General features: G+C 68.7%; 14 protein-coding genes, 1 pseudogene and 1 riboswitch. Of the genes and pseudogenes, 6 read left to right on the top strand and 9 right to left on the bottom strand.

What is annotated here, in order from left to right; all coding sequences use genetic code 11:
• Positions 1 to 41: 41 nt before the first annotated feature.
• Positions 42 to 2,066 carry an MFS transporter gene (locus tag AA983_RS13765; RefSeq protein ID WP_231579617.1) on the bottom strand — a complete coding sequence of 675 codons (2,025 nt, stop codon included), beginning with the start codon at positions 2,064 to 2,066 and terminating at the stop codon, positions 42 to 44.
• Positions 2,067 to 2,207: 141 nt separating this feature from the next.
• Between AA983_RS13765 and AA983_RS13760 the strand changes: the two genes are divergently transcribed.
• Positions 2,208 to 2,579 carry a DUF3054 domain-containing protein gene (locus AA983_RS13760; protein ID WP_047312834.1) on the top strand — a complete coding sequence of 124 codons (372 nt, stop codon included), beginning with the start codon at positions 2,208 to 2,210 and terminating at the stop codon, positions 2,577 to 2,579.
• Positions 2,580 to 2,652: 73 nt separating this feature from the next.
• On the opposite strand, the gene arc is transcribed toward AA983_RS13760, so the two are convergent.
• From arc to AA983_RS13745, 3 genes are all read right to left on the bottom strand, one after another.
• Entirely contained in the window at positions 2,653 to 4,257 is a 1,605-nt protein-coding gene (arc, locus tag AA983_RS13755; RefSeq protein ID WP_047312833.1) for a proteasome ATPase, read from the bottom strand.
• A gap of 157 nt (positions 4,258 to 4,414) precedes the next feature.
• On the bottom strand, positions 4,415 to 5,557 hold the full coding sequence (locus AA983_RS13750) for a tRNA (adenine-N1)-methyltransferase (RefSeq protein WP_047312832.1): 1,143 nt from the start codon (positions 5,555 to 5,557) through the stop codon (positions 4,415 to 4,417).
• Between the two features lie 10 nt (positions 5,558 to 5,567).
• Entirely contained in the window at positions 5,568 to 6,731 is a 1,164-nt protein-coding gene (locus AA983_RS13745; protein ID WP_052947153.1) for a site-2 protease family protein, read from the bottom strand.
• 69 nt (positions 6,732 to 6,800) lie between these two features.
• On the opposite strand from AA983_RS13745, the pseudogene AA983_RS13740 reads away from it, so the two are divergent.
• From AA983_RS13740 to thiC, 4 genes and pseudogenes are all read left to right on the top strand, one after another.
• Positions 6,801 to 7,619, top strand: a pseudogene (locus AA983_RS13740) (RecB family exonuclease); the annotation flags it as partial.
• A gap of 230 nt (positions 7,620 to 7,849) precedes the next feature.
• On the top strand, positions 7,850 to 8,995 hold the full coding sequence (locus AA983_RS13735) for a CE1758 family FMN-dependent luciferase-like monooxygenase (RefSeq protein ID WP_047312906.1): 1,146 nt from the start codon (positions 7,850 to 7,852) through the stop codon (positions 8,993 to 8,995).
• Between the two features lie 32 nt (positions 8,996 to 9,027).
• Positions 9,028 to 9,735: a CE1759 family FMN reductase gene (locus tag AA983_RS13730; RefSeq protein ID WP_047312905.1), complete on the top strand. Its 708-nt coding sequence runs from the start codon at positions 9,028 to 9,030 to the stop codon at positions 9,733 to 9,735.
• A 94-nt stretch (positions 9,736 to 9,829) separates the two neighbouring features.
• Positions 9,830 to 9,944: riboswitch (TPP riboswitch) on the top strand.
• Between the two features lie 89 nt (positions 9,945 to 10,033).
• Positions 10,034 to 11,899, top strand: a complete 1,866-nt coding sequence (gene thiC / locus AA983_RS13725) for a phosphomethylpyrimidine synthase ThiC (RefSeq protein WP_047312904.1) — start codon at positions 10,034 to 10,036, stop codon at positions 11,897 to 11,899.
• Between the two features lie 161 nt (positions 11,900 to 12,060).
• On the opposite strand, the gene AA983_RS13720 is transcribed toward thiC, so the two are convergent.
• Together AA983_RS13720 and metH are read right to left on the bottom strand one after the other, a co-directional pair.
• On the bottom strand, positions 12,061 to 12,780 hold the full coding sequence (locus AA983_RS13720) for an HAD family hydrolase (RefSeq protein WP_369798823.1): 720 nt from the start codon (positions 12,778 to 12,780) through the stop codon (positions 12,061 to 12,063).
• A gap of 2 nt (positions 12,781 to 12,782) precedes the next feature.
• Complete coding sequence (metH, locus tag AA983_RS13715) at positions 12,783 to 16,559, bottom strand: methionine synthase (RefSeq protein ID WP_047312831.1); 3,777 nt, start codon at positions 16,557 to 16,559, stop codon at positions 12,783 to 12,785.
• A gap of 100 nt (positions 16,560 to 16,659) precedes the next feature.
• On the opposite strand from metH, the gene AA983_RS13710 reads away from it, so the two are divergent.
• Positions 16,660 to 17,538, top strand: coding sequence for a PAC2 family protein (locus tag AA983_RS13710; protein ID WP_225910760.1), 879 nt, complete (start codon positions 16,660 to 16,662; stop codon positions 17,536 to 17,538).
• Positions 17,539 to 17,607: 69 nt separating this feature from the next.
• Here AA983_RS13710 and mshC read toward each other — a convergent pair whose 3' ends face one another.
• Genes mshC through AA983_RS13695 form a run of 3 tightly spaced genes read right to left on the bottom strand, consistent with a single transcriptional unit; the run spans position 17,608 to position 20,244 of the window.
• The gene (mshC, locus tag AA983_RS13705) at positions 17,608 to 18,870 is read right to left on the bottom strand and encodes a cysteine--1-D-myo-inosityl 2-amino-2-deoxy-alpha-D-glucopyranoside ligase (protein ID WP_047312830.1); all 1,263 of its coding nucleotides are present in this window, start codon (positions 18,868 to 18,870) and stop codon (positions 17,608 to 17,610) included.
• Between the two features lie 19 nt (positions 18,871 to 18,889).
• Positions 18,890 to 19,726 carry an SCO1664 family protein gene (locus AA983_RS13700; protein ID WP_047312829.1) on the bottom strand — a complete coding sequence of 279 codons (837 nt, stop codon included), beginning with the start codon at positions 19,724 to 19,726 and terminating at the stop codon, positions 18,890 to 18,892.
• Entirely contained in the window at positions 19,723 to 20,244 is a 522-nt protein-coding gene (locus tag AA983_RS13695; protein ID WP_047312828.1) for a DUF3090 domain-containing protein, read from the bottom strand. The genes AA983_RS13700 and AA983_RS13695 overlap by 4 nt, the downstream gene beginning before the upstream one ends.
• Positions 20,245 to 20,248 lie beyond the last annotated feature (4 nt).

Below are 20,248 nucleotides of genomic sequence, written 5' to 3'. Positions count from 1 at the left end.
TAGTGCCGGCCCCATCTCGCGGCGGGGGCCGGCGTGAAACGTCAGGCAGGCGCGTTGACGTTCAGGCGGTGGCTACTCGCGAGCTCGAGTTCGATGTCCTGAGGCTGTGTCAGGACGGTGAGGCCACGCGCCGCCGACTCCCCTCGCTCCTCGCAGAGCGCGGTGACGACGTATCGACCGCTCGGCGGCAGCGACATCTCGAAACGGCCTTCGGCGTCAGTGCGCGTGGCCGCCTGATACTCGCCCGAGTGCTTGAGCAGCGTCACGGGCAGGTCGGCGGTCGGCCCGCCGCTGGAGACGACGGTGCCCGTGAGCAGCAGTGGCCGCGACAGCGTGAACTGCGGCAGCTCCGGTCCCGTGACGTCGACGAACTGCGAGCGCGTGGCCCACCCGTCGGCCGACGCCACGAGGACGTAGTGACCGGCCCCCGGGAGGGCGAGTCGGTAGCGGCCGTCCTCGTCGACGCGGCCCCAGTCGAGGTGGGCGCCGTCGGGGGCGAGGGCTGTGACGACGCCGCGACGCAGGGGACGCCCGCCCAGGTCGGTGAGCACGCCGGAGGCGACGACGTCGCGGTTGTCGCCCGCACGGACATCGCTGCTCGTGGCGCGCGTGGGCGCCTCGGCGCTCGCGGCCCCCTCCTCGCGCGCGGGCACGGCCCGCGGCGCAACGGCTGCCTTGGGCACGAAGCCGGCCACGAGCGCCGACGCCAGCGAGGCGAGTGCAGCCATGACGAAGACCGTCTTGAAGCCGTCGAGTTTCGGCACCTCGTGGCCGGCCAGCGAGAACGACATGCTCGTGAGCACCGCGGCAACGGCGGCCGACGACGTCGAGGTGCCGATCGAGCGCAGCAGCGTGTTGAGACCGTTCGCGGCGGCCGTCTCGGTGATCGGCACCGAGCGCATGATGAGCGTCGGCATCGCCGCATAGGCGATGGCGGTGGCGGCGCTGCACAGCGTCGCACCGAGCACGATCTGCCACACGGAGCCGGTGAGGAACACGCGCATGCCGTAGGCGAGCGCCAGCGTCGTGGCACCGACGATGAGCGTCGTCCGGGCCCCGAAGCGCTTCGTGATGCCGGCGCTCACGGGCGACAGGAAGACCATGGCGAGACCGCCCGGCAGCATCGCGATGCCCGCGGCGATGAGTGAGAGGCCGAAGCCGTAACCGGTGGCTTCCGGCATCTGCAACTGCTGCGTCGTCGTCATCATGTTGGCGTACATGGCGAAGCCGATGAGCAGGGACGCCGCGTTGGTCAGGAGTACGGGGCGTCGGGCCGAGGTGCGAAGGTCGACCATCGGTGAGCGGTGACGCAGCTCCCAGGGCGCCCACGCCGCGAGGATGGCGACGCTTGCGGCGAGCCCGAGGATCACCTTCTCGCTCGTCCATCCCCAGTGTCCGCCCTTCGTGATGGGCACGAGGAGGCACAGCAACGCAGCCGACAGGAGCAGCGCACCGACGAGGTCGAACGAGCCCGATGACTTCACCTTGGATTCGGGCACGACGAGCACGACGCCGAGGAACATGAGGGCGGCCGACGCACCGGAGACCCAGAAAACCATGTGCCAGCTGAAGTGCTCGACGAGGACGCCGGCCAGCGGCAGACCGATGGCGGAGCCGATGCCGAGGGTGGCGCTCATCGTGGCGACCGCTCCCCCGACGCGTTCGCGGGGCAGTTCGTCGCGCAGGATGCTGATGCCGATGGGAATCATCGCGGCGCCCACACCCTGGAGGGCGCGAGCTGTGATGAGGGCGGCGAGACCGTCACCCAGGGCGCCGAGAAGCGATCCGGCGATGACGAACCCGAGCGAGACGAGCATGATGCGCCGCTTGCCGACCATGTCGGCCAGGCGCGCGAGGATCGGCGTTGCCACGGCTCCTGCGAGCAGCGTTGCGGTGACGAGCCAGGCCGCGTTCTCCGCGCTCGTGTCGAGCAACGTCGGCCACTCCGGGATGAGCGGTACGACGAGCGTCTGCTGGAGCGCCACGACCGTGCCGGCCACACACAACACGGCGACGACGAGACTTTGGCGGGTGGATCTCGCCGTTGCGGCGTGGCGGGCGGTCACAGGGCTCCTCATCGGTGGTGGCGTATTGATAATCAATATAAAAGGGTGGGGAGCCCGTGTCATCTCGGCGGGACGGAACGAGGCTCAGCTCACGCTCGGACAGGCCGAAGGCGGCACGAGCGGTCGCGATAGCGTGAGGCCATGCCTGCCGCCCTCGCTCCGGTTCTCGACCTCGTCATCGTTCTCGTCTTCTCGGCCACCGGCCGACGTAACCACGGCGAAACGGGTGCGCTCGAGGGCGTACTGACGACAGCATGGCCCTTCCTCGTGGGCGCCTGCGTGGGGTGGGCCATCGTGCTCGTCGCCCGACGTTCGTTGCTCGCGGGCAAGGCCCTGACGGGCGGCGTCGTCGTGTGGCTCTCGACGATCGTCGTCGGCATGCTGCTGCGTCAGCTCAGCGACCAGGGCACCGCGATCTCGTTCGTCATCGTCTCGCTCGTCTTCAACGGGTTCTTCATGCTCGGCTGGCGTGCCCCCGTCGCTTTCCTCGAGCGTCGCCGCGCCCACGCCTGAGCCGCTCGACAACAGTGAACCTCCCCGACCACGGACGGTCGGGGAGGTTCACTGCGTTCCGGGAAGGCGCCGGTCAGTTCTTGTCGGCGAGGGTGCGGATGTCGACGATCCGCTCGCCGCGACGGCCGGAGATGCGCGCCCAGTCGTCGGGGTTGCTCGTGCCCGGCAGGTCCTCGTTCTCTCGGAACTCGTCGTGGCACGCGGCGAGGACGAACTCGCGCGTGATGCCGCGCTCGCCGTTCGTGATGAGCGCCTTGATGGCGAACTTCTTCGCGCGGTCGACGATGTTTTGGATCATCGCGCCGCTGGCGAAGTCCGCGAAGTAGAGCGTCTCGCGGCTGCCGTCGGCGTACGTGGCCTCGAGATAGGCGTGGGCGTCGTCGCGGGCGTACAACTCCCCCACCGCGGCGTCGATGAGCGCCTCGGCCGTCGCGCCCGCGTCACCGTCGTGCTTGGCGAGTTCGCTCTCGTGGAACGGCAACGCGGCCGTGAGGTACTTGCCGAAGATGTCGCGGCCCGCATCGGCGTCGGGACGCTCGATGCGGATCTTCACGTCGAGACGGCCCGGGCGAAGGATGGCCGGGTCGATCATGTCCTCACGGTTGCTCGCACCGATGACGATGACGTTCTCCAAGCTCTCCACACCGTCGATCTCCGCGAGCAACTGCGGCACGATCGTCGTCTCGACGTCGGAACTCACGCCTGCGCCGCGGATGCGGAACAGCGACTCCATCTCGTCGAAGAAGACGACGACCGGAGTACCCGAGCTCGCCACCTCGCGGGCGCGCTGGAACAGCACGCGGATGTGACGCTCGGTCTCACCGACGTACTTGTTGAGCAGCTCCGGGCCCTTGATGTTGAGGAAGTAGCTCGCCTGGTCGCTCGTGCCCTGGCGCTGCGCCACCTGCTTGGCCAGGGACGCGGCCACGGCCTTCGCGATGAGCGTCTTGCCGCATCCGGGCGGGCCGTAGAGCAGGACGCCCTTGGGCGGGCGCAGGTGGTGTTCGGTGTAGAGGTCGGAGTGCAGGAACGGCAGCTCGACGGAGTCGCGGATCGTCTCGATCTGTCCCGCGAGGCCACCGATGTCGGTGTAGCCGATGTCCGGCACCTCTTCGAGTGCGAGGTCGGCCACCTCGGCCTTCGTCACGCGTTCGAGCACGAAACCGCTCTTCGGTTCGAACAGAAGGGCATCGCCGGGGCGCACCGTGAGCTCGGCCAGCGGGCCGGCGGTGCGCACGACGCGCTCCTCGTCGTTCGACGTGGAGATGAGTAGACGCCCGTCCTCGAGCGTCTCCTTGAGCGTGACGATCTCGCCGGCCTTCTCGAATCCGAGCACCTTCACGATGTTCATGGCCTCGTTGACCATGACTTCCTGGCCGGGGCGAAGGTCCTCGGCCTTGAGGGTCGGCGAGTACGAGACGAGCATCTTGCGGCCCATGTAGAAGATGTCGGCGCTGCCGTCCCCGTGGGCGGCGATGACCGTCGCGTAGTTGTTCGGCGGCTGCGCGAGCCGGTCGATCTCGCTCTTCATCGAGGAGATCTGCTCGCGGGCGTCCTTGAGCGTGCGCACGAGGCGCTCGTTCTGCGCAGAGATGGTCGACAGGTTGGAGCGCAACTGACGCACGTCGGCGTCGGTGGGCTTTGACGTGTCGCTCGGGTCGAACTGCGGGACGCTCATCGCCGCTCGTCCTCCTTCGAAGCCGGGGTGGCGCGTCGAGCGCGCCTTTTCGCCCACCCTATCGAGCAGGGCTCGCCGGGTAGAGCGAACCCCGGCGCCGACGTGCGGCATCCGGGGGTTTCGCTGGGGTCAGCCGACGAACCTCGGCGGGGACGCGTCAGTCCTGGTCGGTGACGACGCCGTCCGTCGCGTCGGCCTCGTCACGCGGCTCGTCGTCGATGGACGCGCCCGACTCGGCTGCGAGCGCCTGCGCGGTCGGGGTGTTCTCGAAGGAGCGCACGAGCTTGCGCATCTTCTTGTCGGAGACGGGGCGCTCGCCGACGGCGTCCGGGGTCCACGCGTCGTCCGGCGTCTGCGGCGGGTTGCCGTTGTCCGTGGCGCCGCCTCCGGCAGAGTCCTCGCCGTAGGCGCCCTTGGCCGGGCGACGCTTGCGCAGCGGGGCCTCGACGCCGTCCGCGAGACGGCGCGTGGAGATGAGGAAGCCGGTGTGGGCGTGCATACGGTGTTCGGGGCGCACCGCGAGACCTTCGAGGTGCCAGCCGCGCACGAGGCTCTCCCATGCCTGCGGTTCGGTGAAGCCACCGTGCTCGCGGGTGGCCTCCGCGACGCGCGACAACTGGGTCGCCGTGGCCACGTAACAGATGAGGACGCCGCCGGGGGCGAGCGCGTCGTAGGCCACCTCGAGGCACTCCCACGGCGCGAGCATGTCGAGCACGACGCGGTCGATCGTGCCGGCCTCCACGGTCTGCGGGAGCATGTCGACGAGGTCACCGATCGTGATGCTCCAGGCCGGGTGGTCGGTGCCGAAGAACTCGCGCGCGTTGCCGGCGGCGATGGCGGCGAAGTCCTCACGACGCTCGAACGAGTAGACACGGCCGTGCTCGCCGACCGAACGCAGCAGCGACATCGACAGGGCGCCCGAACCGACACCGGCCTCGACGACGCGAGCGCCGGGGAAGACATCGGCCATGGTGACGATCTGGCCGGCGTCCTTGGGGTAGACGACGGCGGCGCCGCGCGGCATCGACATGACGTAGTCGGACAGCAGAGGACGCAGGGCGAGGTACTCGACGCCGGCGGTGTTCGTGATGGTGACGCCGTCGGGCGAGCCGATGAGGTCGTCGTGGCGCACGAAGCCGCGGTGGGTGTGGAACTGCTTGCCCGGCGTCAGCGTGATCGTGTGCATGCGGCCCTTGGGGTCGCTGAGCTGGATGCGCTCACCCTCGCGGAAGGGGCCGCGGCGGTACTCGGCTCCCGTGGGTGCGGCGGGAAGGTCGGACGGGCGATCGGCGTCGGTCATGCCGAGAAGTTTAGGTGGTACGCAGGTCGCGGCCTTGCGCTCCCGCGTGCGCCTGCAGGGCGCGCTCGAGATCGCTGAGCAGGACGACGCCGATGACCTGCTCGCCGTGCGGCGGCGCGGCGGCCGGCGCGGGCTGCGTGACGACGACGAGCTGCGGCGTCGTGTCGCCCTCGAAACCCGGCAGGACGGCGGTGATGTCAGCCTGGGTGTCGGCGACGATGGCGGTGGCGCCGGAAACGATGGCTTCGGCGATCGCACTGGCCGGCACGCGGTCACGCTGTTCCAGCGGAACCCGCACGTGAGCGCCGGGCGGGACGACGGCGACGGGTTCGTTGGAAGCTCCGAGCAGGACGACGGGGTCCGGCCCCTCGGGGAGTGCCGAGACGGGCGTGTCGGCGGCGGCTGACACTGCCGGGCGCATCACCTGGGCCACTCGGATGCCGGAGAGGAATTCCCGGTTCGTGCCCACGGTGACGGCGGTGCTGGCACCTCGCCACAGGAACATGGCGATGAGCGCGAACCACATGAGGTTCCACGTCGAGCCCTCGCCGCGAAGCACCGGCACGAGGGCCCAGAGCACGACGGCGACAGCGACGATTCGGCCGCACCAGCCCGCGGCCTTCATGCCCTTGGCCCGGCTACCGGTGACCTTCCACACGAGGGCGTCGACGATGAACCCGCCGTCGAGAGGCAGCCCGGGCAGGAGGTTGAACAACCCGACGAAGCCGTTGCTGAAGGTGAACGCGAGCAACAGCAGATGGCCCGCGCCGTCACCGCTCGACTGGGTGAGGGCGAACCATCCGGCGCCGGCGAGGACGAGGTTCGTCAGGGGCCCGACGACGGCGACGAGCGCCGAGTGCCCGGGTGTCGCGTCGGGTGAGTCGTAGGCCGTGTGGCCGCCCCACAGGTCGGCGACGATGCGGTTGACGCGGTAACCACAGGCCTGGCCGACGACGGCGTGAGCAGCCTCGTGCGCGAGCACGCTGACGAGCAGGAGCACGGCGTACGCGGCCGCGAGCAGGTAGGCGCCGGCTCCCCATTCGGGGTGCAGTCGGGCGACCTGCGGGCCGAAGAGCGCGACGATGACGAGGGCGATGATCGGCCAGGATCGGCCGATGTAGACGGGCACGCCGCGCAGCGTGGCGATCTTGAGACCCGGGGACGTCGACGGCATGAGGAAAGCCTAGGCGGCGTGGCTCGGCGTCGCTCGGGCGGTGTGAGTTACGCGCGATAGGCTCGCCGAATGGTCGCCGCGCTGTCCCCCTCACGAGCGTCCGATTTCATGCAGTGCCCGCTGCTCTACCGCTTCCGCGTCATCGACAAGCTACCCGAGCCGCCGAGCCCGGCCGCGGCGCGCGGCACGCTCGTCCATTCGGTGCTCGAGCGCATCTTCGACGTCGAGGCGCCGCAGCGAACACTCGAGCACGCGCTCTCCCTCGTCCCGCACGCGTGGGAGGACATGCTCGCCGAAGAACCCGAACTCGCCGAACTCGCGGGCGGCACGCCCCACGACCTCGCGACGTGGTTGCGCGACGCCGAGAAGCTCGTCGAGAAGTGGTTCGACCTGGAGAACCCGCAGCACCTCGAACCCGCCGAACGCGAGCTCTACGTCGAAGCCGACCTCGACGGCCTCACCCTGCGTGGGTACATCGACCGGCTCGACGTAGCACCCGGCGGGCAAATCCGCGTCGTCGACTACAAGACGGGGCGCTCACCGTCGGAGCTCTTCGAGGGCAAGGCCCTGTTCCAGATGAAGTTCTACGCGCTCGTCATCTGGCGAACTCGAGGCGTCATGCCGCTCATGCTCCAGCTCGTCTACCTCGGCAACAGCCAATTCGTGCGCTACCAACCCGACGAGGACGACCTGCGGGCTCTCGAGCGCAAAATCACGGCTCTGTGGCGAGCCATCGAGCGCGCCGCGCAGACGGGTGACTGGCGTCCACGCAAGTCGTTCCTCTGCGGCTGGTGCGACCACAAGGCGCTGTGTCCCGCCTGGGGCGGCACTCCCCCGCCGCTGCCCGACAATGCCGGCGTGCTCGCCCTCGACCCGCACTCGAGCGCCGACCTGGGAGATGTCGACGGCGACTTACGGCCAGCCCTTCAGCGTGTGATGGAGTCGTGCGGACTTGCTCCGCCGGACGTCGTACGCGGTCGGAAGGTTCGTGGCTCGGTGGTGGACGCCCGCGGACGACAAGGGCGCGCCCCCCGTCCGCGTTGTCGCTCCGGGGAATAGAACTCGACCGGGCGCCGTTCCTGGAGTAGTTTCACTTTCAACTACTTCGGATGGTCGTCATGCAGTTCGGAATCTTCACGGTCGGCGACGTCACGACGGACCCGACGACGGGTCGCACGGTCAGCGAGCACCGGCGCATCAAGAACACCGTCGAGATGGCCAAGGTCGCCGACGAGGTCGGTCTCGACGTCTTCGCCACCGGTCAGCACCACAACCCGCCCTTCGTGGCCCCCGCCGGCCCGCCCGTCCTCATGGGCAACCTCGCCGCGGTGACGAAGAACATCATCCTGTCGACCGCGACGACGCTCATCACGACGACGGACCCGGTGCACATCGCCGAGGACTACGCCTACGCGCAGCACCTCGCCGACGGCCGCGTCGACCTCATGCTCGGACGCGGCAACACCGGACCGGTCTACCCCTGGTTCGGCAAGGACATCCGTGAGGGCATCCCGCTGGCCATCGAGAACTACGCGCTGCTGCGCAAGCTGTGGAGCGAGGAGAACGTGACGTGGGAGGGCAAGTTCCGCACGCCGCTGCAGGGCTTCACCTCGACCCCGCGTCCGATGGACGGCGTCGCGCCGTTCGTCTGGCACGGTTCGATCCGCAGCCCCGAGATCGCCGAGCAGGCCGCCTACTACGGTGACGGCTTCTTCCACAACCACATCTTCTGGCCGCCGGAGCATGCGGCTCAGATGGTGCGCTTCTACCGTGAGCGCTTCGAGCACTACGGTCACGGTCGCGCGGAGGACGCCATCGTCGGTCTGGGTGGTCAGGTGTTCATGGCCGACTCGAAGTCGAAGGCGATGGAGACCTACCGTCCGTACTTCAACAACGCCCCGGTCTACGGCGGCGCCGCCTCCCTCGAGGACTTCACGACGCAGACGCCGCTGACGGTGGGTCCGCCCGACGAGGTCATCGAGCGTACGCTCGGCTTCCGCGAGTACGTCGGCGACTACCAGCGCCAGCTGTTCCTCGTCGACCACGGCGGCATCCCTCACCAGGAGGTGCTCAATCAGATCGAGCTGCTCGGCACGAAGGTCGTCCCGGTGCTGCGCGAGGAGTTCGCCAAGCGCCGCGCCGCCGGTGTGCCGGACGCCCCGACGCACGCCTCACTCGTCGCCGCCGCCGGTGGCGCGAAGGTCGAGGACGAGACGCGCGTCTCCCGTGACGAGGTCACCGGCTCGCGCGCCGAGGACCGCTGAGCGAGATTCACGACCCGAGAAAGGCAGTGGACATGAGCGAGAACAAGACGCTCGTCGTCGTCAGCGGCGGCCTGAGCGAGGAGTCGACGACGCACCGTCTGGCCGACGGTCTGACGAAGGCCGTCGTCACCCGGGCCGATCAGGCCGGTCTGACGACGGATGTCGTGCGTATCGACGTGCGTGACCTCTCGCAGGAGATCGCGTCGGCGTCGCTGACCGGCTTCGCCACGGGCCACCTCGACGAGGCGTACGAGGCCCTGGGTCGTGCGGATGCCGTCATCGCGGTGACGCCGACGTACAAGGCGAGTTACACGGGTCTGTTCAAGGGCTTCTGGGACGTGACGCCGGACGGCGTGATGGCGGGCGTGCCCGTCGTCGTCGCCGCCACCGGCGGCACGGCCCGGCACTCGCTCGTCACGGACTTCGCGTTGCGCCCGCTGTTCGCGTACATGAAGGCGCTCGTCATGCCGACGGCCGTCTACGCCTCGCCCGACGACTGGGCCGGGCGAGGCCTGGAAGCGCGTGCGAGCGAGGCTGCCGATGAGTTGACGCAGCAGCTAGAGCGCGGGCTCGGCGGAGCGGACGTGGCGGTGAACGGCAGTTCTGAGGCGCGCTCGTCCAAGGTTGAAGAAGCGCCGAGAACATCGTCGAAATCGTTTCGTACGCTTGCCGATACGCGCAATCGGGCGCGCGATCCGTTCGTCGCGGTGCCGACGATGGAAGAGATGTTGCGCGGCTGAGCACGACTCGTGACCGGAAGGGGTCCGTCAGGTTCGTCATGAACCTGACGGACCCCTTCGTCACGTTCGTCTGCCGGGATGTGCCATAGTCGGAAGCGTCCTTCGTGGGAGTCCTGAGAACAGGGCTGAGAGGGAGCTGATACTGCTCCGACCGCTACCCGACCTGACCCGGATCATGCCGGCGCAGGCAGCCAAGGAGACCTCGTGGTCGCTCATCCTCCGTTCGGTGCCGACGTTCGTCGACATCTGTTGCGTGGGGTCTTGCCGTGCCTTCGCCCGATCCGAAGGAGGCACCATCATGACGACGTTCAACTCCCGCGAGCTCGCGGCCACCACCGACCGAGCAGCCACGTCGCCGACGTCGGCCCCCGTTCAGACGCGCGCAACCACCCCCGCTGACGGATCGGACGCTCGCCGGAAGCAGTACCGCGACGCGGACGGCCTGCGCGTGCCCTACACCGAGGTCATCCTCGACAACTCCCCCGGCACCGGCGCGGCCAACGCTCCCGTCGAGCTGTACGACACCTCCGGCCCGGGCAGTGACCCCGAGGTCGGGCTGCCGCCGCTGCGCGCCGAGTGGATCGCCGAGCGCGACGACGTCGAGACCTACGCCGGTCGGGAACGCACCCTGCTCGACGACGGCCGCTCGGCCGTCCGACGCGGTGAGGCGAGCCGCGAGTGGCGCGGCGAACGTCGCGCACCGCTGCGCTCCAAGGGCGGTGCCGTCGTCACCCAGATGCACTACGCCCGCAGGGGATTGATCACCCCCGAGATGCGATTCGTCGCCGCCCGCGAGAACTGCGCCGTCGAACTGGTGCGCAACGAGGTCGCCGCCGGGCGCGCGATCATCCCGGCCAACGTCAATCACCCGGAGAGCGAGCCGATGATCATCGGGCGCCGCTTCCTCGTCAAGGTGAACGCGAACATAGGCAACTCGGCCGTGACGTCGTCGATCGCCGAGGAGGTCGACAAGCTGACGTGGGCTACGACGTGGGGCGCCGACACCGTCATGGACCTGTCGACCGGTGACGACATCCACACGACGCGTGAGTGGATCATCCGCAACTCCCCCGTCCCGATCGGCACTGTGCCGATCTACCAGGCCCTCGAGAAGGTCAACGGTGAGGCCGACAAGCTGACGTGGGAGATCTTCCGCGACACCGTCATCGAGCAGTGCGAGCAGGGCGTCGACTACATGACGATCCACGCCGGCGTGCTGCTGCGCTACGTGCCGATGACGGCCGAGCGCATCACGGGCATCGTCAGCCGCGGCGGCTCGATCATGGCCGGCTGGTGTCTCGCGCACCACGAGGAGAACTTCCTCTACACCCACTTCGACGAGCTGTGCGAGATCTTCGCCCGCTACGACGTCGCTTTCTCCCTCGGTGACGGACTGCGCCCCGGCTGCACCGCCGACGCCAACGACGAGGCGCAGCTTTCCGAGCTGCGCACCCTCGCCGAGCTGACGAAGCGGGCATGGCAGTTCGACGTTCAGGTCATGGTCGAGGGCCCCGGGCACGTGCCGCTCGACCTCGTCGAGGAGAACGTGCGCCTGCAGCAGGAGTGGTGTGACGGCGCGCCGTTCTACACGCTCGGCCCGCTCGTCACCGACGTCGCACCCGGCTACGACCACATCACCTCCGCAATCGGCGCGACGACGATCGCGATGGGTGGCACCGCGATGCTGTGCTACGTCACGCCGAAGGAGCACCTCGGGCTGCCGAACCGTGATGACGTCAAGACCGGCGTCATCACGTACAAGCTCGCGGCGCACGCCGCCGACGTCGCGAAGCGCCACCCCGGCGCGCGGGCGTGGGATGACGCGTTGAGCAAGGCGCGCTTCGAGTTCCGTTGGAACGACCAGTTCAACCTGTCGCTCGACCCCGACACCGCGCGCGAGTTCCACGACGAATCGCTGCCCGCCGAGGCGGCGAAGACGGCACACTTCTGCTCGATGTGCGGGCCGAAGTTCTGCTCGATGCGCATCAGCCAGGACGTGCGCCACCGCTTCGGTGACGCCGGCGCCCAGCAGCGCGTCGTCAGCGAGAGCGAGGCCCGTGAGGGCATGCAGCAGATGTCGAAGACGTTCGTCGAGCTCGGACGCAGCGTCTACGTCGAACCCGACACCGCCCACGCCTTGGCAACCCCCACGCCCCAGGACTGACGGGTTCGCAACGGTGGGGGGTGAAGCAACTCGACTCCGCCCCTCACCGACTCTTGTCTCCGCCCCATCTGCGATCTACGTCCACATTCGCGAACGGCGTACCCATCTGCGCTTTTCGGTCACATTCGCCTGTGCCACGGCCTGCCGGGCCGGCTCGAGCGTCAGCCCGTCGCGCGAGCTTGCTCCGCCAGACGCGGCAGGTCGTCGAGGCTGACGGCGGCGAGGTCGGGGACGACGACGAGGCCGTCGAGCTGCGGGATCTCGACGAGGTGCGGCACGGCGAGCGTCGGCACCCCGGCCGCGACGGCGGAGCGCACGCCGGTGGCGGAGTCCTCGATCGCGACGCACTGCTCGGGCGCGAGCGCGAGGTCGTGTGCGGCCCGCAGGTACGGCTCCGGGTGCGGCTTGCCGTGTTCGACCATGTCGCCGGTGACGACGACTTCGAACGTCCCCGCAGGCAGGGAATCGACGAGAACCCGGGCGAACGACTCGTACGACATCGTGACGAGGGCGCACGGTAGACCCGCGTCGCGCGCCGCGAGCAGGAGCTCGCGGGCCCCCGGTCGCCACGGCACGTGCTCACGCAGCTTGACGACGACACGTTCGAGCAGGGCGTCGACGATCTCCTCCGGCGTGAGGGGAATGCCGGTCTGTTCCTTGATGATGCGCCCCGAGACGATGAGCGCGTTGCCGACCAGTTGGAACGCCTGGGCGTCGCTCCACGTGCCGCCGTGCGACTCGATGAGGTCGTTCTCGGCCTCCATCCAGTACGGCTCGGTGTCGATGAGTGTTCCGTCCATGTCCCACAGCACGCCGTGAGGCCTCGTCGGGGCGTGCGTGACACGCTGCTCGAGGCGCGTGAGGTGGGGCGTCGGGTTCACGGTCAGTCTTCCGGGTCGTAGCTGAGGTTGGGGGCGAGATGACGCTCCGCGTCCTTCACCGACCAGCCCTTTCGCCCAGCGTAGTCCTCCACCTGATCGCGCCCGATCCGTCCGACGACGAAGTAGCGCGATTCGGGGTGGGCGAAGTACCACCCGGACACCGACGCTCCCGGCCACATCGCACGCGACTCGGTGAGTTCGACACCGATCTCACGCGTGACATCGAGCAACTCGAAGAGGGTGTCCTTCTCCGTGTGCTCGGGGCACGCCGGGTAGCCCGGCGCGGGGCGAATGCCGGTGTAGCGCTCGGCGATGAGGTCCTCGTTGGAGAGGTTCTCCCCTGCCTCGTGACCCCAGAACTCGGTGCGAACGCGCTCGTGCATGCGCTCGGCGAGCGCCTCGGCCAATCGGTCGGCCAGGGCCTCGAGCAGGATCGCGGAGTAGTCGTCGAGTTCCTCCTTGAACGCGGCGATCCGAGCCGGAAGCTCGGTACCGGCGGTCACGGCGAAGGCGCCGACCCAGTCGTCCACGCCGGAGCCCTGCGGCGCGACGAAGTCGGCCAGGGAACGGTTCGGCACGCCCTCGCGGTGCTGACCCTGCTGGCGCAGGTGATGCAAACGAGCACGCTCGTCGGAACGCTCGGCGTCCGTAAACAGGACGGTGTCGTCGCCGTCGCCCGCGGCGGGCCAGAAGCCGATGACAGCGGCCGGGTGGAGCCAGCCCTCGGCCTCGACGCGGTCGAGCATCTCCTGCGCATCGTCGTAGAGCTTGCGTGCTGCCTCACCCTGGGCGGGGTTGCTCAGAATGTCCGGGAAGCGGCCCTTCATCTCCCACGCGGCGAAGAAAGGCTGCCAGTCGATGTACTCGCGCAGCTCGCTCACGGGGTAGTCGGCGAACGTGCGTGTCACCGGAGCACCGTCCGCGGCGAGTGTCGGCGCGGCGGGCACAGCACCGAGGTCGAGCATCGGGCGGTTCTCCCGAGCCGCATCGAGGGTGAGCAGCGGGCGGTCGTCACGCTTGGCCGCGTGGCGCGCACGCAGGGAGTCGTAGTCGGCCGTCACGTCCGCGAGGAGCGCCTCGCGACGGGCGCCCTTCGACAGGAGCGCGGCAACGACCGGTACGGAGCGCGAGGCGTCCTTGACCCACACGACGGGCTGGTCGTAGCGCTGATCGATCTTGACGGCGGTGTGTGCGCGCGACGTCGTGGCGCCCCCGACGAGCAGGGGCAGGTCGAAGCCCTGTCGCTGCATCTCCCCCGCGACGTTCACCATCTCCTCGAGCGAGGGCGTGATGAGGCCCGACAGGCCGATGATGTCGGCCTCGTGCTCACGGGCAGCGTCGAGGATCTTCTGCCCGGCCACCATGACGCCGAGGTCGATGACCTCGTAGTTGTTGCACTGCAACACCACGCCGACGATGTTCTTGCCGATGTCGTGGACGTCGCCCTTGACCGTCGCGAGCACGACCGTGCCGTTCGTCTGCTTGCCCGTCGTGCCGCTCTTCACCTTCTCCGCCTCGATGAAGGGGATGAGGTACGCGACGGCCTTCTTCATGACCCGGGCCGACTTCACGACCTGGGGCAGGAACATCTTGCCGGCACCGAAGAGGTCGCCGACGACGCCCATGCCGTCCATGAGCGGGCCCTCGATCACCTCGAGCGGGCGCTTGCCCTCGGCCTCGAGCTCCGCGCGCATTTCCTCGGTGTCGTCCTCGATGAAGTCGTCGATGCCCTTGACGAGGGCGTGCGTGATGCGGTCGCGCACCGGCTCCTCGCGCCACCTCTCGGACTTCGTCTCGGCGACGGCGTCGACGGTGTTGAAGCGCTCGGCGGCCTCGAGGAGGCGCTCCGTGGCGTCGGGTCGACGGTTGAGCACGACGTCCTCGACGAGGTCGCGCAGTTCGGGGTCGATCTCGTCGTACACGACGAGCGCGCCCGCGTTGACGATGCCCATGTCCATCCCCGCGGAGACGGCGTGGAAGAGGAAGACAGCGTGGATCGCCTCGCGCACGGGGTTGTTGCCGCGGAAGCTGAACGAGACGTTGGAGACGCCGCCGGAGACGAGGGCACCCGGCAGGTTCTCCTTGATCCAGCGCGTGGCCTCGATGAAGTCCACGCCGTAGTTGGCGTGTTCCTCGATACCCGTACCGATGGCGAAGATGTTGGGGTCGAAGATGATGTCCTCGGCCGGCAGGCCCACCTCGGGGCCGGTGAGGATGTCGTAGGCGCGTCGGCAGATGTCCTTGCGCCGCTCGAGAGTGTCGGCCTGGCCGTCCTCGTCGAAGGCCATGACGACGGCCGCAGCGCCGTAGCGCTTGACGAGTCGCGCCTGCTCGACGAACGGCTCGACGCCCTCCTTCATCGAGATGGAGTTGACGATCGACTTGCCCTGGATGCACTTGAGTCCGGCTTCGATGACGTCCCACTTCGAGGAGTCGACCATGACCGGAACGCGGCTGATGTCGGGTTCGGACGCGATGAGCTTGCAGAAGCGGTCCATCGCCTCGATGCCGTCGATCATCCCCTCGTCCATGTTGATGTCGATGATCTGAGCGCCGTTCTCGACCTGCTGACGAGCCACAGACAAGGCGGTGGGGTAATCGCCGTCCTTGATGAGCTTGCGGAATCGAGCCGAACCGGTGATGTTCGTGCGCTCACCGACGTTGACGAAGAGCGAGTCGTCGTCGACGGTGAAGGGCTCGAGGCCGGAAAGCCTTAGAGCAGAACCGATCTCGGGCACCGGGCGTGGCGGCAGCTTCTCGATCTTTTCCGCGATGGCCGCGATGTGGTCCGGGGTCGTGCCGCAGCATCCACCGACGATGTTGACGAGTCGGTCGGTGGCGAACGTCGTGACGACCCCCGCCATTGCGTCGGGCGTCTCGTCGTACTCACCGAAGGCGTTCGGCAACCCCGCGTTCGGGTAGCAGGAAACGAAACAGTCTGCGATGCGGGAGATCTCGGCGACGTACGGTCGCATCTCGTCCGCGCCGAGTGCACAGTTGAGGCCGACGGCCAGCGGCTTGCTGTGACGCACCGAGTTCCAGAACGCCTCGCTCGTCTGGCCCGACAGCGTACGTCCCGAGGCGTCGGTGATCGTGCCCGAGATGACGATCGGCCAACGGCGGCCGCGCTGCTCGAACAGGACGTCGAGTGCGAACAGAGCCGCCTTGGCGTTGAGGGTGTCGAAGATCGTCTCGACGAGCATGATGTCGACGCCGCCGTCGGCCAGGCCTTCGGCCTGCTCGAGATAGGCCGAGACGAGCTCGTCGAAGGAGATGTTGCGCTTGCCCGGGTCGTTGACGTCCGGCGAGATAGACGCGGTGCGGTTCGTCGGGCCGATGGCGCCGGCCACGAAGCGGGGACGCTCGTCGGTGGCGACGGCATCGGCGGCGTTGCGCGCGAGTTTCGCCGAGGCGACGTTGAGCTCGTACGCGAGGTCGCTCATGTCGTAGTCGGCGAGCGAGATGCGCTGGGCGTTGAAGGTGTTCGTCTCGACGATGTCGGCGCCGGCTTCGAGGTACTCGCGGTGGATTCCCTCGATGACGTCGGGCGCGGTGAGCGAGAGCAGGTCGTTGTTGCCCCGCAGGTCGCTCGGGTAGTCGGCGAAACGCTCGCCTCGGTAGTCGGCTTCGGTGAGGCCGGCGCGCTGGATCATCGTTCCCATGGCGCCGTCCATGATGAGGAGGCGATCGCTCAGGAGGCGCCTGAGTTCGTCCGTGCGATCCGTGCTGGTCGTGACGAACTCGTCCTGGTCGGTCGTTGTCTTGGAGCGGCTGCTCACGTGACGTCCCTTCACCGAAGATGGTCTGAACGCCACATGCTAAGCGGGAGCGAGGTACCGGCCTTGGTGCGCGCAGCCTCGTGGCCGCATACTGGAACGCTTGCCGATCTTTCGACCCGAAGGGGTGCCCGCAGTGCGTCGTCACTTCGAACTCGTCACCGAGACCGCGCCCACCGTCATCGTCGCGTTCCAGGGGTGGAACGACGTGTCCGGTGCGGCCCTGGACGCCGTCGACCACCTCGTCACCCAGACGAAGGCTCGGCTGTGGGCCGACATCGATCCTCAGGACTACTACGACTTCCAGGTCAACCAGCCGCGCGTCGACGTCGTCGACGGCGAGCGTCGCATCATCTGGCGCACGACCGAGGTCCACCACGCGGTGATGGCCGGGGTGGGCGATGTGCTGCTCGTCAAGGGCATCGAACCGTCGTTCCGCTGGAAGGCGTTCCTCGACGAACTGCTCACGATGCTCGACGACGTGAACCCCCGTCGCGTGGTCCTGTGCGGCGTGCTCGACGGCGAAGTGGCCCACACGCGTCCGTTCCCCGTCGCCTTCACGTCCCCTCAGCCGGTGACCCGGGCGGCCCACGACGCACGGACACCCACCTACATCGGACCGACGGGCATCGTCGGGGTGCTCGTCGATGCCCTCGGTCGCACTGCGTACGAGACGCTCTCGATGTGGGTGACCGTTCCTCGATACGCGCTCGGTGGGCCCCAGCCGAAGGTCTCCCTGACCGTCGTCAGCGCGCTGGAACGCCTTCTCGAGACGCCGCTCCCCCTGGCCGATCTCGAGGAGCAGGCGCGCGCGTGGGAACGGGGTGTGAGCGACCTCGTGGCGGAGGACGGTGAGATGGCGTCCTACGTCGACACGCTCGAGAACACCGTCGACGTCACCGAACTGCCCGAGGCGTCGGGAGACGCCATCGCGCAGGAGTTCGAGCAGTTCCTCCGCCGCCGCGACGACGACCAGCTCTGAGCGCACGAACAAGGACCGGCCCGCCCCCACGTGGGGACGGGCCGATCCTCGCGAGAGTCGGAGTGTGACTCAGAGGCGGACGCCGAGCAGGGCCTCGACCGCTTCGCGGACCTGGCCACCGGAACCGATGGCCTCGTTCTCCGCGGTCTCACACCAAGCGTCCACGGCGGCGAGCGCCGATGCGGTGTCGAGGTCGTTGCGCAGGGCCCGGCGCAGATCCGCGACGACGGCCTCGGCGTCCCCACGATCGTTGGACGTGGCGGCACGCCAGCGTGCCAGTCGCTCCTTGGCCGCCTCGAGCATGGCGTCGGTGTACTCCCAGTCGCTGCGGTAGTGCTGCGCGAGCATGACGAGACGAATGGCCATCGGGTCGACGCCCTCACGGCGCAACACGGAGACCTTGACGAGGTTGCCCTTGCTCTTGCTCATCTTCTCGCCCTCGTACCCGACCATGCCCTGGTGGGCATAGTGACGGGCGAAGGGCACCTGGCCGGAGAGCGCGACGGCCTGGACCGCGCTCATCTCGTGGTGCGGGAAGACGAGGTCGGTGCCGCCGCCCTGCAGAGTGAAACCGGAACCGAGGTGCTCGAGCGCGATCGAGGTGCACTCGATGTGCCATCCGGGGCGACCGCGTCCGATGACCGAACCGCCGTTCCAGGCGGGCTCCCCCGCGCGCTCGGCGCGCCACAGGAGCGGGTCGAGCGCGTCGCGCTTACCAGGGCGCTCGGGGTCACCGCCACGGTCGGCGTAGACGTCGAGCATCTCCTCGCGACTCCAGTGCGACAGGTCGCCGAACGTGGGCTGCTGCGCGAGGTCGAGGTAGATGTCCGCCGCGCCGTCGGCGACGTCCTCACCCTCGGGCACCGGCGAGGCGTAGGCCGCGCCGGACTCGACGAGCTTCGTCACATTGGCGGCGTGTGAGCCCATGGACTCGACGACGCCGATGTAGTGCTGCGGCGGCAGAACGGCAAGGGCTTCCATGTCGCCGTGGAAGAGCTCGATCTCGCTCGTGGCGAGGTCGCGCCAGTCGACACCGTCACGGGTGGCACGCTCGAGCAGCGGGTCGTCGACGTCCGTGACGTTCTGGACGTAGGTGACCTTCATGCCCATGTCGCGCATGACGCGGTGGGCCAGGTCGAAGGTGACGTAGGTGGCCGCATGACCGAGGTGCGTCGCGTCGTACGGAGTGATGCCGCAGACGTACATGCCGGCTGCTTCAGCGGGCTCGATCGGAAGGGGTTTCCCGGCGGCCGTGTCGAAGAGGGCGAACGGCGTGTCCGCTCCTGCGGTGGTCGAGACGGCGGGCAGGGAGGGCGCGGACCACGATTTCACGCCGCCCAGCCTAACGCGCTCACAGCGGCGGCCAGGGCAGGCCGTAGCGCTCCTCGGGTGGGTCCGGGAAGGTGCCGGCTTCGAGCAGTGCGTCGGTGCGCGCGTGCAGCGCCTCGATCTCGGCCGGTGTGAGGAGCGAGGCCAGCTCCTGCGTGAGCTGCCCTCGCGCCGCGACAAGGCGGCGGAGGGCGTTCTCGATGGGCTCCTCCAGTGGGTCACCGGCGAAGCCCCACAGGACGGTGCGCAGCTTGTCGTCGGTGTGGAAGGTGAGGCCGTTGTCGATGGCGAACAGTGCCTCGGGTGTCTCGATGAGGTGGGAGCCCTTGCGGTCTGCGTTGTTCGTCACGACGTCGAACACGGCGATTCGCCGCAGGGCGGGCGTGTCGGTGTGGACGAGGACGAGTGGCCCCTCCTCACCCTCGAACGCGGCGATCGGGTGGACCGACCCCTGCTGGGAGACGAACTCCTCCTCGTCGAGCAGCGCGACGTGTGCCTGCTCCGTCGGGACGAGGGGACCCACCCAGCGCTGCAGTGAGCCTTCGCCCAGGTCGTCTTCGAACCACCGGGTCTCGGGAACGTGATCCCAGCCGAGCGCGGCGCACACGAGGGACGCCGCAACCTCCCGGTGCGCGAGGGTGCCTCGGGGGAAGTCGGCCAGCGGACGCTCGCCCGCCACGGGCTTGAACACGGCGCGGGCTGCGTCGTCCGGGAGCTCGCTCGGGTCGTCCGGCACCGCGGCGAGTGAACTCACGTCGGCCATGCGCAGGACGACGTTGGACGCCTCGACGAGTCGCCCTTCGAGCGTCCACCGCGCGTGCTCAGGGAGCGAACCTCCTGATTCCTTGGATTCGCTCAACGGCGGCGGTACCCGTTGGCTCGAGGGCAGACATGACCGCTGGGATCGAGCGGCTCGTTGCACAGCGGGCACGGACGTCGGCCCTGCGCGACGAGGGCGATCGAGCGGCGGGAGAACTCTCGCGCCACGCTGGGGGTCATGACGACGCGCAGAGTCGTCTGCTCGCCGTCGGTCTCGTCGCTGGCGCCCACCTCGTGCTCGAGGTCGTGGCATTCGATGCTCAGCAAGTGCGTCGTCGGATTCCACGCGGCGCTCATACTGCCGACCCGGAAGATCGGGTCGACAGGCAGCTCGAGGGGGTCGTTGTCCTGCGGCGCAGCAGGAACGTCCCGGTCGGCTCCCACCTCGTCGAGCAGTTCGGCAACACGCTCGGCGAGGAGTTCCACCTGCTGCTTCTCGATGGCGACGCCCTCGACGCGGCGCGGGTCGCGCACCTGAAGGTAGAACTCACGGGCCCCCGGCTCGCCGACCGTACCGGCGACGAAGCGCTGAGGATGAACGAACTCGAGCACTGGCATGGCT

Origin of the sequence: Dermacoccus sp. PE3 (assembly GCF_001021715.1) — a bacterium.
GTDB classification, from domain to species: Bacteria; Actinomycetota; Actinomycetes; order Actinomycetales; family Dermatophilaceae; genus Dermacoccus; species Dermacoccus abyssi.
This window is presented reverse-complemented; position numbering and strand designations above follow the sequence as displayed.